The 13,522-nt window shown below is 71.2% G+C and carries 14 protein-coding genes; 6 read left to right on the top strand and 8 right to left on the bottom strand.

Translation table 11 applies throughout. The features are described 5' to 3' along the window. Nucleotides 1-80: 80 nt before the first annotated feature. Entirely contained in the window at nucleotides 81-794 is a 714-nt protein-coding gene (locus APZ21_RS13725) for a response regulator transcription factor (RefSeq protein WP_054813686.1), read from the bottom strand. Between the two features lie 258 nt (nucleotides 795-1,052). Next, nucleotides 1,053-1,466, bottom strand: coding sequence for a hypothetical protein (locus APZ21_RS13720; protein ID WP_054813685.1), 414 nt, complete (start codon nucleotides 1,464-1,466; stop codon nucleotides 1,053-1,055). Nucleotides 1,467-1,598: 132 nt separating this feature from the next. Here APZ21_RS13720 and APZ21_RS13715 point away from each other — a divergent pair, with 132 nt between their 5' ends. Then, nucleotides 1,599-1,880, top strand: coding sequence for a hypothetical protein (locus APZ21_RS13715; RefSeq protein WP_176580239.1), 282 nt, complete (start codon nucleotides 1,599-1,601; stop codon nucleotides 1,878-1,880). Between the two features lie 20 nt (nucleotides 1,881-1,900). On the opposite strand, the gene APZ21_RS13710 is transcribed toward APZ21_RS13715, so the two are convergent. Continuing rightward, entirely contained in the window at nucleotides 1,901-2,326 is a 426-nt protein-coding gene (locus APZ21_RS13710; protein ID WP_054813683.1) for an anti-sigma factor, read from the bottom strand. A gap of 231 nt (nucleotides 2,327-2,557) precedes the next feature. On the opposite strand from APZ21_RS13710, the gene APZ21_RS13705 reads away from it, so the two are divergent. The 5 genes from APZ21_RS13705 (at nucleotide 2,558) to APZ21_RS13685 (ending at nucleotide 6,739) form a co-directional block, all read left to right on the top strand. Then, a complete protein-coding gene (locus APZ21_RS13705) occupies nucleotides 2,558-3,769 on the top strand; it encodes a glycosyltransferase (RefSeq protein ID WP_054813682.1) in 1,212 nt (403 codons plus the stop codon). 100 nt (nucleotides 3,770-3,869) lie between these two features. After that, nucleotides 3,870-4,853, top strand: coding sequence for a CAP domain-containing protein (locus APZ21_RS13700; protein WP_054813681.1), 984 nt, complete (start codon nucleotides 3,870-3,872; stop codon nucleotides 4,851-4,853). A gap of 145 nt (nucleotides 4,854-4,998) precedes the next feature. Beyond that, nucleotides 4,999-5,283: a hypothetical protein gene (locus tag APZ21_RS13695; RefSeq protein WP_239476617.1), complete on the top strand. Its 285-nt coding sequence runs from the start codon at nucleotides 4,999-5,001 to the stop codon at nucleotides 5,281-5,283. A 173-nt stretch (nucleotides 5,284-5,456) separates the two neighbouring features. Then, entirely contained in the window at nucleotides 5,457-5,768 is a 312-nt protein-coding gene (locus APZ21_RS13690) for a hypothetical protein (RefSeq protein ID WP_054813680.1), read from the top strand. Beyond that, nucleotides 5,765-6,739 carry a glycosyltransferase family 9 protein gene (locus tag APZ21_RS13685; protein WP_054813679.1) on the top strand — a complete coding sequence of 325 codons (975 nt, stop codon included), beginning with the start codon at nucleotides 5,765-5,767 and terminating at the stop codon, nucleotides 6,737-6,739. Before APZ21_RS13690 ends, APZ21_RS13685 begins: the two co-directional genes overlap by 4 nt. Before the next feature lie 11 nt (nucleotides 6,740-6,750). Here APZ21_RS13685 and APZ21_RS13680 read toward each other — a convergent pair whose 3' ends face one another. Genes APZ21_RS13680 through APZ21_RS13660 form a run of 5 tightly spaced genes read right to left on the bottom strand, consistent with a single transcriptional unit; the run spans nucleotide 6,751 to nucleotide 13,488 of the window. Continuing rightward, complete coding sequence (locus APZ21_RS13680) at nucleotides 6,751-7,407, bottom strand: FHA domain-containing protein (protein WP_054813678.1); 657 nt, start codon at nucleotides 7,405-7,407, stop codon at nucleotides 6,751-6,753. Nucleotides 7,408-7,410: 3 nt separating this feature from the next. Next, nucleotides 7,411-8,691 carry a VWA domain-containing protein gene (locus APZ21_RS13675; protein WP_054813677.1) on the bottom strand — a complete coding sequence of 427 codons (1,281 nt, stop codon included), beginning with the start codon at nucleotides 8,689-8,691 and terminating at the stop codon, nucleotides 7,411-7,413. Further along, complete coding sequence (locus APZ21_RS13670; RefSeq protein WP_054813676.1) at nucleotides 8,688-9,947, bottom strand: serine/threonine-protein phosphatase; 1,260 nt, start codon at nucleotides 9,945-9,947, stop codon at nucleotides 8,688-8,690. The genes APZ21_RS13675 and APZ21_RS13670 overlap by 4 nt, the downstream gene beginning before the upstream one ends. Then, complete coding sequence (locus APZ21_RS13665; protein ID WP_054813675.1) at nucleotides 9,944-12,298, bottom strand: serine/threonine-protein kinase; 2,355 nt, start codon at nucleotides 12,296-12,298, stop codon at nucleotides 9,944-9,946. Before APZ21_RS13665 ends, APZ21_RS13670 begins: the two co-directional genes overlap by 4 nt. Then, nucleotides 12,295-13,488 carry a hypothetical protein gene (locus tag APZ21_RS13660; protein ID WP_054813674.1) on the bottom strand — a complete coding sequence of 398 codons (1,194 nt, stop codon included), beginning with the start codon at nucleotides 13,486-13,488 and terminating at the stop codon, nucleotides 12,295-12,297. Before APZ21_RS13660 ends, APZ21_RS13665 begins: the two co-directional genes overlap by 4 nt. Nucleotides 13,489-13,522: the final 34 nt, after the last annotated feature.

Genomic DNA, 13,522 nt, shown 5'->3' with positions numbered 1-13,522 from the left:
TTTACGAACAGATCACCATCGCAGGCCCGAGCGCATTTTTTGTGACCTGTTCGACGTTTGGTGGCCGATTGAATGGGAAACTATCTTTGGATATCCAGTCGATAGCCGAGTCCGCGCACGGTGACCACCAGGTTGGGTTGGGACGGGTCGCGTTCGATCTTGGTGCGCAGTCGTCGCATATGGACGTCGACGATGCGCTCGTCACCGAAAAATCCCTCGTCCCATACCCGTTCGAGTAGTACGGCGCGTGAGAGGACCCGTCCCGGGGTCTCCGCGAGTTCGCACAGCAGCCGGAATTCGGTGATGGTCAGACGAATTTCCTCGTCGCCGCGGCGGATCGCGCCGCCGTCGCGATCGAGAATCAGCGGGGCATTCCCGTCGGTCTCCAGTACGAGTTCTCGTGCCGCCGATTCCCGGTCGGCCGTGAGCCGTGCGCGGCGACGCAAAGCGCGCATTCGCGCGGATATTTCCTTGATTTCGAACGGTTTCGTGACGTAGTCGTCGGCGCCCGCTTCCAGCGCCGCCACGACATCGTGGGTATCGTCACGTGAACTGACGACGATTATGGGTACGTCGTGATCGCGGCGAATTTCTCGAATACAGTCGAAACCGTCCATATCGCCGAGCATCAATTCGACGATCATGACGTCGGGAACGCGGTCGCTGCGCAACCGGGACAATGCCGCTTCCCCCTTGGCGGCCTCGCTGACGTCGTAACCTTCGTCCTCCATGGCCTCACGCAGAGCGCCACGAACCTCGGGGTCGTCGTCCACGATCATCAGGTTGACCGTCATGACCGCACCTCGCTGCGCACTCGAGCCCTCTATCCCTTGCAGACACGCAGACGCGCGACCCGGTGCGGAACATCGCGTTCCCCTGACCGACGCGACAATCCGCCTTCCAGCTACTTGCCAACATCCCGATTACCCGACCCGCCTTGCGGTAAACGTCACCTACCTTCGCAGGTCAACGACGTGCGCGAGGTGACAGCGCGCCGCCGCCCCCGCGGTGAGGCCGCGGGGGCGGCGGTTCGGCAAATCCGGTCGGCCCGCTCAGGCGGGGTCGACGGGGCTTTCCAAGCGGTTGAAATTGCTCTGGCTGCCGTCGGCGCGGCGATCCTGATAGCGGAACTCGAGCCGTCGCGCGTCGAAGGTGGCGAACCATTCCTCCCAGTCCACCGGGCGCAGCACCGCGCCCCCGTAGCCGGGAAAATCGAAGCGCAGCACACCGAGGTGACCGTCGTACTCGCTGCCGGGCATGGTGGCCGGGCGGGCGCCGCGCTGCTCGGCCCAGCGCCGGATCACCTCGTGATTGCGCGTGACGTGGGTCTGCACCGTGCGCGGCGCGCGTTCGATCACCTGATGTCTCTCACCTGGCGCATTCTGGTCCTGGCTGGTGGGCAGCGACCGTGAGCGGCCCGGTCCGGGATTCGGATTACGGGTGCTCGGTCGTCGCTGATAGTTCATGACGACCCTCCTGAGCCCTGAACGACGGATATCCGGTTGGGTGTGGCATACCCGCTCGATCGCACCGACAAACGCGGACGAACTCCCACGGAACCATCGGTTTGCCCTTCGGCGATCGGGTACTCGCTGTCGATGACGGCTATGCGCAGTCGCGTCACCGGCTCGGATCCGGTGGCGCCGATCCCGAGTCCACCCGATCCCGTTCCGCCCGGACCCGACCCGGATCCGGTTCCCCCGCAACCGAATCCGAGCCCGATTCCGCCGGTGCCCGCCCCCGACCCACCGCCGGACCCCGCCCGGCCCGCACCGCCGGATCCGCTGCCGCCGGTGCCCGGACCCACGCCCGATCCCGATCCGCTGCCGCCGGTACCGGGACCGGGCCCGATTGATCCGCGACCGCCGCAGCCGGTCTGAGTGGACACGGGTCCGTGCCGTCACCGGGGCTGGTCGGCGGTGACGGCACGGACCCGGTTGAACTCGATCACCGTCGGATAGCCGCCCGCGGCGGGGTCGAAGGCCGACCGTGTCACGGTGACCGACTCGGTGAGCGTCCGCACGATGTGGTGGCCGAGTCCCGCCTGCGCCGAGACCGTGTCCGAGGCCGCGACCGCGGCCACGTGCACGCGCATCTGGCACTCGTCGTAGGTGAAATCGCAGTACAGGCAGGTGTCGGGTGCGGCGTCGAGCACAAGCGAGGTGGCCACCTCGTCCAGCGCCAGACGAATGTCGGTGACCTCGTCGAGAGCGAAATCGGCGATGAGGGAGATCGTTTCGGCCAGCGCGCGCACCATGATCAGCTGATCGATCCGGGCGGGCACACGCACCGCCGTCGTCGAGGAATGCGATACCGGCTCCCGCATGTGCCCATCACCACCTTGTCTCGGGCCGCGGGGAGAGACGCCGCGGAAGAAGCGGCCGAGCATCGGTGACCGCGGCATCGTGCTCTGCCCGCCGCGTACCCAGCCCATCCACCCCGAAACCGCGCAACCGGTCTCCGGCGCCGGGGGTGTTTGCGTCACAGCGGGCCCGGGCATATCCGCCACAATGCCGGGAAACGGCTCGGGACGGGCCGCAACAGAACGGAGTCAGCCGTGAAGATCGCGATGGTTTCCGCGCACGCGGGCCCGCTCGCCGAACCCGGAGGTTCCTCGGCGAGCGGACGAAACGTCCACGTCGCGGCGCTGTCGGCGGCACTCGTGCGGGCCGGACACCAGGTCACCGTCTACACCCGCCGCGACGACCCGCACGTCAGGACCGAGGTCGTGACCCGCGAGGGGTATCTGGTGGTGCACGTGCCCGCGGGACCGGCGGCGCCGCTGACCCGCGACCGGGTACTGCCGCATCTCGGCGAATTCGGCACGTTCCTGCAACGGCACTGGGCGGCCCACCCCGCCGATCTGGTGCACGCCCACTACTGGATGTCGGCGTTGGCGGCCGAACTGGCCGCCCGCGCGCATCGGCTGCCGGTGATCGTGTCCTTCCACGGACTCGGCACGATCGCGCGGCGCCACAACGGGCTCGCCGACACCAGTCCGCGTTCGCGTATCCGCTTCGAACGGCTCATCGCGCTGCGTGCGGCGCATGTGCTGGCCGGATGCTCCGACGAGGCCGCCGAACTGGTGCGCATGGGCGTGCCGCGCTTCCGAACCTCGGTGGTGCCCGCGGGCGTCGATCCCGACGCGTTCGGCGCCTCCGGCGGCGCGCCCGCGCGCGGCGCAAGGCATCGGCTCGTCGGTGTGGGACGGTTGTTGCGGCGCAAGGGATTCGACGTCGGCGTTCGGGCGCTGGCGGAGCTTCCCGATACCGAATTGGTGATCGCGGGCGGCGCGGTCGGCGACGACGTGGACGACGACGGCGAGGGCAGACGGCTGCGGCGTATCGCTGTCGAACACGGCGTGCAGGAGCGATTGCGGGTGCTCGGGCCGGTGTCGCACGTCGGCATGGCGCGTCTGTACCGGTCGGCCGATGTGGTGCTGTGCACCCCCTGGTACGAGCCGCTTGCGCTGGTGCCGCTCGAGGCGATGTCCTGCCGTAGACCGGTGGTGGCCACCGCCGTGGGCGGCTTGCGTGACACCGTCGTCGACGGGGTGACCGGGCGGCTGCTCGACTCCTCCGACCCGCACGAGGTCGCGCGGGCGGTGCGCCAGTTGCTCGACGACCCGATCCTGCGCGAGACCTGGGGTGCGGCCGCCGAGGATCGCGCGCGCAGCGGCTACAGCTGGGACCGGGTGGCGGCGGCGACCCTGCACGCCTACCGTCGGACGGTCCCCGAACACGGTGGCGCTGTCGCGTCGGCGCGTTGACCCGCGCCGACGTGGGCCGTTGGTGAGTGCTTGGCAGCTCGTTGGTCACCGGTCGGACCCTGTGTGCAACCCACCCGACACCGCACACAGGGGAACACCGATGAAGATCCGCACCACCACCACCACCGCACTCCTCGCCCTCGTCGTCGGCGCCGCCGTCGCCGTCGCGCCCGCGGCGTCGGCCGCGCCTTACACCAACTGCGATGTGGACCCGGCCGCGCTCGCCCTGCGCGGCGAGGAGACCACGGTCTTCGACGCGATCAACACGATGCGCGCCGACAACGGACTCGCGCCGCTCACCCACACCGACGTGATGGCGCGTCCGGCCGAATGGGCGGGCAACGACAGCGCCGCGCGCGGCAGCTCGCCCGCCGATCACGTCGACACCCTCGGCCGTGACGTCAAGACCCGCTTCGCCCAGTGCGGCGTGCCGAGCAACGCGCCCAAGATCGCCGAGATCAACTTCTACGGCACCGACGTCGAACCCGCCGACGCCATGAAGTTCTGGTCGAACTCGCCCGGACACCGCGCGATCATCCTCGACGGCGCGCTGACCGATGTCGGCGTCTCGGTGATCTACCAGGGCAACCGCCGCCACTGGACGGTCACCTTCGCCCAGAGCGCCACCGCACCCGCGGCCACGCTCACCCGGCAGAACCTGACCGGCGCACAGCATCAGGCCGAATTCGACAGCCTGGTCGCCCAGGGTTACCGAATCACCGACATCCAGGTCACCGGCGGCAACGACCCCCGCTACAGCAGCACCTGGGTGCGCAACGACGGGCGCGCCTGGCAGGCCCGCCACGGCCTGGACTCGGGGACCTATCAGTCCGAGTTCGACAAGCTCGTCGCCGGTGGCTACCGCCTGACACTGGTGCGCGGCTACGAGGTCGACGGAACCTCCCGCTTCGTCGGCATCTGGGAGCGCAACGACGGGCGCGCCTGGCAGGCCCGCCACGACATCACCGTGCAGGCATTCGACGCCACCTCCGCCCAGCTCGCCGCCGAGGGCTACCGGCTGGTCCACCAGCACCGCTACTCGGTGAAGGGCCAGACCTTCGTCGCCGCCATCTGGAACAAGTAGTCCGGCGTCCCGTGCCGCGGTCGCTCCCCTGGGCGACCGCGGCACGGGCGTGTCCGTGGCGTGCGGAGGTGATTGCGGTTCGCGAGCGCGGGTATGGCGCCGGACAGAGCGAATCGGACAGCCGCAGGCAATCGAGGAGGGCATCGTGACCGAGGAGAACTTTCCCGACCACAACCGGACGACCCGCACCCATGCGGGCGAGGCCATCGAGGACACCCGCAACTGGCCGGGCATCGTGCTCGCGGCCCTCGGCATCGTCGCGGTCGCCGCGACACTGACCGCCGCAGGCTACGGCTATGAGGGCTGGGCGGTGATCGGCGGCATCGTGGCCGCGGTGTGCCTGATCGGGGGCGGGCTTCTGCTGTGGGCCGAGCACCGGCGGCTGCGCAAGGTGCAGGACGACACCCTGTTCGACGACCGCGGGCACTGAGGAGGTCTCGCGCCGATACGCGGTCGGGCGATTGCCGCGGCCGCGACCGGGTATGCGTCGCGGTAGCGGAAGCCGATCCCCGCCGATCCTCTCGGTCCCGCGTCGCGGGCGCCGAGACCGGGCAACGGCCCGGACGCGCGCGTCCGAAACATTATCAGTATCAGGAGTTTTCGATGAAACCGAGCACGTTGATCCTCGCCGCCGCGGCTGTGGCGGCCCTTCTCACCGCGGGCTGCGAGGAAGCCGAGAAAGCGCTGAACCAGGGCGGCGACACCAAGTGCAGCGACTACCTCGGCCAGGACCAGGACGAGCGGCGGGTCACCGTCACCAAATTCCTGGAACAGGACGGGCGCACGGGCGATTCTCCGAGTCCGCAGGTCGTGGACGCGTCCATGGCGGCGATCCAGGTCATGTGCTCGGCGCAGGCCAACCCCGACACCCCCATCCGCGACGCGGACCTGACCGGGATAGTGATCCCACGATGACCGCGCGCGCCCCGGCGGTCACCCTGGTGCTGCGGGCGCGCGGGCTCGGCGGACTGCTCACCGCGGTGCCCGCCCTGCGCGCGGTCCGCGCGGCCCGGCCGCATCACCGCCTGGTGCTGGCCGCGCCGGGCCGTCTGCGGCCGATCGTCGATCTGACCGGCTGTGTGGACGAATTGCACGCCACACCCATGATCGGCGATCTGCGTTGGAACGCGCCGCCGCCCACGTCCGCCATCAACCTGCACGGCGCGGGTCCCGACAGCATCGCCGACCTGCTCGACACCGGCGCCGAACAGCTGATCAGCTACCGCCATCCGCAATTCCCGCGCCTACGCGGCCCGATCTGGCCGGTGCACGCGCACGAGACCGTGCGATGGTGCCGACTGCTCGAATCGGCCGGAATCCCCGCCGACCCCACCGATTTCGCGCTCAGCCCGCCCGCGGGGGCGCTCGCCGAGCGCGGCGCCGTCGTCATCCACCCCGGCGCACACCCGGCGCGGCGGTGGCCCGCCGACCGGTTCGCGCGTGTGGCCGCCCATCTCGCCGAATCCGGCCATCCCGTGCTGATCACCGGTTACGCCACCGAGGTCGGTCTCGCCCGCCATGTCGCCGACACCGCCGGACTGCCGCGGTCCTGCGTCGCGGCCGGTGAACTCACCGTGGAGCAGTTGGCGGCCACCGTGGCGGGTGCGGTGCTGCTGATCGGCGGCGACACCGGTGTCGGTCATCTGGCCACCGCCTTCGGCACCCGCTCGGTGCTGATCTTCGGCCCGGTCGCCCCCGATCGCGCCGGTCCGCCGCCCGAACGCGGCGTACACGTGGTGCTGTGGTCCGGGCGCTGCGGTGACACGAACGCCGCCGAGCCGGATCCCGGACTGCTGTCGATCACCGCGTCCGAGGTGATCGCGGCCTGCGAACGTCAGCTCGAGCGCGTGCCGCGCGAGGCCGCCCTGCTCGCCGACGCGGGCTGACCGCCGAGCCCTCACCCCGGTTCGGTGGACAGGGTGATGGTGGTCCAGGCGCCCAGGTGGATGCGGTCGCCGCTGCGCAGGCGAACGGCGGTGTGCGCCGGGATGAGGTCGTCGCCGCCGTTGAGGCTGGTGCCGTTGGTCGATCCGAGATCGGTGATCGTGAGTTCGGTCGCGGTCAACCGCAACATGGCATGGGAGCGCGAGACGCCCGCGTCGGCGGGGGCGAGACCCAGATCGATATCCGGGTGCACGCCCTGGGAGACACTGCGTTTGCCGATCAGGATCTCGTTGCCGCGCAACACGATCCGGCGCTCGGGCACGAAGGACGGGAATTCGACGCCGTCGGCGTCGGGTCCTTCGCGGGCCAGGACGCGGTCGTAGTAGCCGCGGTCGGCGGCGATGGCGGCGATCCAGATCACATGGCGCGCCTGGGTCGCGGCGGGAACCGATGTCACGAGGGTCGCGTGCGCGGCACTTCGCGGCTGGACCGCGCCCAGTGCCGAATCGTGGCCGCACGCCTCGCAGAACCGGCCGCCGCTCGGCTGTCCGCAGGCCGGACACGGCGACTGCGGCGTCACGGGCGACGCGGCAGCCTGCCGCAACGGCGAGCCGCACACATCGCAGTAGTCGGTCGACAGCGACCGGTGTCCGTCCGGGCATACCAGCATGTCTCAGCTCCGAACCCGTTTCGTCTTGGTCGAGCGCGCGTCCAGGGCCATGGCGTCCGCGGCGGCCACCGACTTGCGCAACCGCACCGTTCCGTCCCGTTCGTCGACCTCCACCACGCCGCGCAACAGCTTCGCGGTGCCCTCGTTGCCCGACTCCGCCGCCAGTTCCACCGCGCGCCGCAATTTCGCGGTGGCCGTTTCCACGTCACCGGCATCGCGGGCGGCCAGCCCGTCCTGCACCGCCTGCGCCAGTTCCGCCTGCCCGGTGTAGTGCGCGACCCGGCGACTGATCCGTGCCGACAGCCCGGTCTCGGTGGTCCACAGCGCGCGCACCAGCCCCTGCCCGACGACCTCGCCTGCCGCGACCACACTCACCCGCGCGGCCAGCTTCTCCCGTCCCGGCGCGGCCGGTTCCAGCTGCACCTGGAGGTGATAGTCGCGTTCCTCGTCGCCCCACGCGCCCAGCGGATACTCCCCGACCTGCGCGCCGGTCTCGCGGCGGCGGCCGGTCAGATCCTCGATGGCGGGCGCCACCTGTTTGACGAACCGCACGCTCGCGCCCGCCGGCGTCCACACCCGCAAGGTCAGCTCCGGGATCGCCTTGGCCATCGATGACTGCGCCATAGCGGCGAAATCCTCGGCCAAGCGGTCGGGATCGGCGACGATGTCGACGCTGCCGTGCAGCGCCGAGGCGATCGAGCGCAGTTCCTCGACCCGCCAGTCGGTGCCGACGCCACGGCAGTCGCAGGTGAACGCGCCCTCGGATCGAGCGATCTCCGCGGCCAGCGTCTCGGGCTGCTCGTGTTCGTTCTTGCCGTCGGTGAGCAGGATGGCATGCACCATCGCGCCGTCGTGTTTGCGCGAGAGCTGCCGCGCCAACCCCAGCCAGGTGCCCATCGCGGTGCCGCCGGTGGGGCGCAGCGCGTCGAGATGGCGGCGCGCCTGCGCGCGGGTGGCGGGATTCGCCGGAACCGACGGCACGTCGGTCGGGTAGATCAGTTTCGCCAGCGACGTCCCGGCGACGATGGCGAAACGGGTGCCGTCGGGCAGCACGTCCAGTGCGGCCAGGGTGGCATTGCGCGCGCCGTCGAATTTCCGGCCGGTGCCCATCGACCCGGAGCAGTCGATGATGAGGATCTCCACCCGCTCCGGCGGTTGTTCGGCCGCGACGAACGCGGCGCCGGGGGCGACGGTGATCACGGCGTCGACGGTGCCCGCGCCCTCGGCCAGATATTCGTTCTGGTCGACGGCGACCGAAACACCTTTGTCGGCAACGGAACTCACAGTTGTTCTCCTGGCTGGTCGGGGGCGGGCACGGGGGCGAGCGCGACGGTGATGTTGTCGTTGCCGCCGCTGCACATCGCGAAATCCACCAGTGCGCGCGCCGCGACCGCGGTCTCGGCGTCGACGGCCAGACCGGCCAGGCCGGCGGGATCGGGCCGGTAGTTCCACAGTCCGTCCGTGCACAGCAGCAGCAGGCCGGGTCCGCCGGTGCGGAAGGTCCGCACGCAGCTGTCCGACCACGGCTCGGGTCCCGAATCCGCACCGAGCCACCGCAACAGGGTGTGCGCGCGCGGATCGTTCATCGCCGACCGTTCGTCCATCGCGCCCGCGTCGACGAGGGCCTGGGCGTAGGAGTCGTCGACGGTGAGACGCTGCGAGGCGAGTGCCCGGGTGCCCGAGGACACCTCGCCGCGCAGCCAATACGCGCGCGAGTCACCGACATTGGCGACGGTGATCTCGACGCCGTGGGTTCCGTATCCGCGCACGATCGCCGAGACGTAGGTGCACGAGGGCGCCTGCCCCGCGACGACCGCGACCTCGCGCACCGCCTGCGCCGCCGCCGCCAGACCCGCGAAGGAGGCCGCCGCCGCGTCGCGTCCCTCGCGCAGCGCCGCCACGCACGCCTCGACACCCGCCCGGCACGCCGCGCCCGAGGCCGCCTGCGGATCCTCCGAGGTCGATACGCCGTCGCTGACCACGATCACCGTCGTCGACGCGCCGTCGCCCTCGTCCAGCACCGCCGCGGCCACCGCGTCCTCGTTGCGCGCGTGGGCGATACCCCGGTCGGTGACCAGGCAGACCGTGCCGAGATCGGCCTCGAACCGGTCCGGCTCAGGACGCAGCCCGCCACAGCCCTCGCAGTATCCGTCGGCGTCGAAGGCCGTGCCGTCGCAGCCGTCGCAGCGCGCGTCGGGCAATGGTTCGCCCGTCGGCAGCGCGACCCGGCGCGCCCCGAGTTCGCGGCCGCAGGATTCACAGAAGCGGTCGGCGGCGTCGACCTCGTAGGAGCAGCCCGGACAGCGGATCGTGGCCGTGATCCGCCGATCGGCGGTGGCTGTGTCGATGGTCACGGTCGGATTCACGTCGGCGCTTTCGGGGGACCGGGCAGGTATGGGGATCTTGGGGTTCGCGGCGGGCCGCGGGATGGGCACCCCGCCACGGCGGCGCAGCCAGGGCGGCGGGCCGAACTCCAGGGTCGGATCGTCGGGGGCGGCGGCCGGTGCGGCGGGCACCGTCGGGTCGGTCGGGTCGGTCACAGCGTCGTCCTCGGGCGAACGGCATTGGCGCGGTCGACCAGCTCGATGCGGGTCCAGGGATCGGCGGCCTCGCGCGCGAGATCGCGGTAACACCGTTCCAGGCCGGTGCGCACGCCCACCGGATCGAAGTCGACGCCGAGCAGCGGGCGCTGACCCGCCGGACGGCCGCCCGCGGTCAGCCAGGTCAGTGCCGCCTCCAGCACGCGCTTGCGGATCTCGGCGCAACGGCGTCTGTCGTCCAGGCGCAGTCGCGTCACGCGATCTGCCGCCGCGCGCAGCACCTGCTCGTCCAGTTCACCGACCGCGCGGCGCGCCAGCATCGCCTCCACGGCCGTGACCTGTGCCTCGGCGAAGTGCGCCGAGGACGCGTCGACCTGGTCGAGCACCGCCACCGCCGTGTCGCGGGCACCGGCCGCGCCGTGCAGGCGCGCCAGACCGAATGCGGCGCTGACGAATCCGTGGTCGGTGCGCCAGACGGTGTCGTAGAGCCGGGTCGCCCACGCGGCGTCGTCCGGGTCGGAAGTGGCCTCGCCGAGTGCCGCCAACGCCAGTTTCGGTGCGGGCTCGCCGGGCAGCGCGTGGTAGACGGCCTCGAATTCGGCGCGGGCGCGCTGGGTGTCGCCGCGCAGCAGCAGCGCTTGGCCGCGGTACCAGGCCGGTCGCCAATCCCCCGCCGATGCCTCATCGAGCGCGTCGAGTCTGCGCAGGGCGTCCTCGGCGTCGCCGATGTCGAGGGCGGCGCGCACCAGCCGCAGCGGGATCTCCACCGACTCCGCGCCCGCGGTCACCACCGAGCGCAGTCCCGCCTCCAGCACGGGTTCGAGTTCGGCCGGTGAGGTGCCCGCGGCCGTCGCCAGCAGCGCCGCACCGGAGTCGGCGGGATCGACCAACGGTATCGGCAGCGCGGCCACCACCTGCGCCGGGCCGGTATCCGCGCCGATCCCGAACACCCCGCGCGGCGGCCCGAAATGCACCGACATCCCCGGTCGCGGTGTGCCGTCCTCGGCGGACAACACCTCACGCAGCACGCCGGTCAACTGATCGGCCATCTCCTCGGTGGAGGTGAAACGCGCGTCGGGACGCGGATCGGTGGCACGCGAGAGCAGCCGGTACAGCGAATCGTGGGTCGCCAGCAGCGGTTCGGCGCTCGGCTCGGGCAGCGGACCGAAATGCCCGTCCCGTTCGGGAATCCGCATCATGAGCACGGCGAGCGTGCGCCCGACGGTGTAGATCTCGGTGGCGACGGTCGGTCCGGTGCGCGCGATCTCCGGCGCCTGATAGCCGACGGTGCCGTAGATCGGGCTGTCGCCGTCGTCCATGGCGATCACCGCGCCCATGTCGATGAGTTTGAGCTGTTCGTCGGTCTGCATCACGTTGGCGGGTTTGAAATCGCAGTAGGCCAGGCCGAGGGAATGCAGATAGCCGAGGGCGGGCAGCATTTCTAGGACGTAGGCGATGGCCTGGGCCGGCGGCAGCGGACCGCGGGCGCTGTCACGGCGCGCGCGCAGGATCTGCTCGAGGGAGGTGCCGCCGACGTACTCCATGACGATGTAGCCGACCTCGGCGCCGTCGGGCCCCCGGTGCTGGACGAAGTTGAAGATCTTGACGATGCTCGGATGTTCGACCTCGGCCAGGAATCGGCGTTCGGCCACCGCCGCCGCCATGGCGTCGCGGTCACCGGAATTGAGCAGGCCCTTCAACACGACCCAGCGATCGCCGACATTGCGGTCGGTCGCCAGATAGATCCAGCCGAGACCGCCGTGCGCCAGACAGCCCGCGACCTCGTACTGTCCACCCACCACGTCACCCGCCGACAGTGTCGGCGCGAAAGAGAAGCGGGTGCCGCAATGCGGGCAGAACCCCTCCACGCGACCCGGCCGCCCGTCGCGGCCGCGGCCGACGGGACGTTCGCAGGCGCCGCAGTAGCGCTTGGACTCCGCGACCTCGGGATCGGTGAGAATCGCCGAGAGCGGATCGATGCGTGGCACTCTCGGCACGTCGACCATGCCCGCGCCGAGTCGCCCGCGTCCGCTGGACCGACCCGAGGTCGAGCGTCCGGTGCGCGCCGACCGGCTCGAGGCGCGCGTATTCGCGCTCGGCGTCGCGACGGTCGCGGTCGGTGCCCCGACCGCGACCGTCGCGGGCGCGGCGCCGCAGACATCGCAGTAGCCGTCCGAAATCGTTCCCGCGCAGCCGGGTTCGGCACAGGCCGAGCCCTCGACCGTTGGCGTGACGGCCTGGGTCTGCGCGCTCACCCCGGCCCGCCCGGTCGCCGCGGCGGGTGCGGTGCCGCACACGGTGCAGTAGCCGTCCTCGACGGTTGCCCCGCACCCGGGTTCGGTGCAGATCATGAATTCCTCCCCGACTTCGCCCCGATGACACGCTGGTAGTCGGCGACCGCGCGGGTCACCGCCGCCAGGTCGCACGGCCGCCGCGACAACAGTTCCGCGGCGAGCGCCTCGGCCGCCAGCGCCTCGGCGTCCTCGGCCACGCCCAGTCTGGCCGCCTTGGCCCGATACGCGTTCAGCCGCCCGCGCAATTCGGTGCGACGATCCAGCAGACCCCGATACAGGTCCTCCTCGGCGGCGGCGCGACGCGCGGCCTCGGCGATCCGCCGCCGCAACGCGACCAGCTCGGCCACCGCACCCGCGGCCACCGCACTCTCGGCCACCGCGGCCGTCGCCGCGATCGGATCGAAACCGGCGTCCTCGGACGGCGGAAGCGGTCCGGTGCTGATCTTCGCCTCGACCTCCGCGCGCGCCCGCGCGGCGCGTTCGGCCGTCGCGCGCAGCGCCTCCCCCATGGCGCGGGTCTCGGCCACCGCCGCGGGCCAGTCCGCGCGTAGCGCCGCCGCCTCCGCCAGCCGCTGCGAGTGCAGGCGCAGCGCGGCGTCGAGTTCGGCGACCCGCGCGTCGATCTCGTCCGGGGTGAGCTCGAGCGGGTCGGTGGCCGAGCGGCGCAGCAGATCCGCGATACCGGACTCGATATCGGGCAGTTCGCCGGGCGCGGCACCGCAACCGTCGAGGCGATCCTGGACGGGGCCGAGACCGGAGATGATCCTGGTGTTCACCGCGTCGACCGCGTCGAGGAATTCCGCGATCGGTCCGAACGTGGCGCGCATGCGGTCCACCGTATCGGCCAACCCCACCATCAGCACATATTCGCTCGGACCGGTGAGCGTGCGCTGGGCCATCGGGATCGCGGTGCGCGAGAGTTCGTGCGGTCGCCCGCGCAGCAGCCTGGTCACCTCGGCGCGGTCGGCGTCGTCGAGTCGCGCGCGTGTGCCGCGCACCGTCCGCGCCGAATCCAGGATCGCGCGCAGGCGGCCGTGGTCGCGCCACATCAGCTCGAGCGCCTCACGCACCGGTATCCAGGCCCGTTCGGTCGTGCCGGTCGGCGGGAAACGCCGGATCAGCAGCAGCCCGGGATGCTTGTCCAATTCCAGCAGGGTGGCGGTGATGCGGTCGAATTCCTCGGCGCGGAAACGCAATTCGGCGTCGATTTCGGTGAGGGTGAGAATCTGCACGGCGGCCCCGGTCATCCGACCGCACGCGTCGCCGGCTGCACGGGCGCGC

Origin of the sequence: Nocardia arizonensis (assembly GCF_001310275.1) — a bacterium.
Lineage (GTDB): Bacteria > Actinomycetota > Actinomycetes > Mycobacteriales > Mycobacteriaceae > Nocardia > Nocardia arizonensis.
The sequence above is the reverse complement of the archived record's forward strand: the minus strand, read 5'-3'. Positions and strand labels throughout refer to the sequence as shown.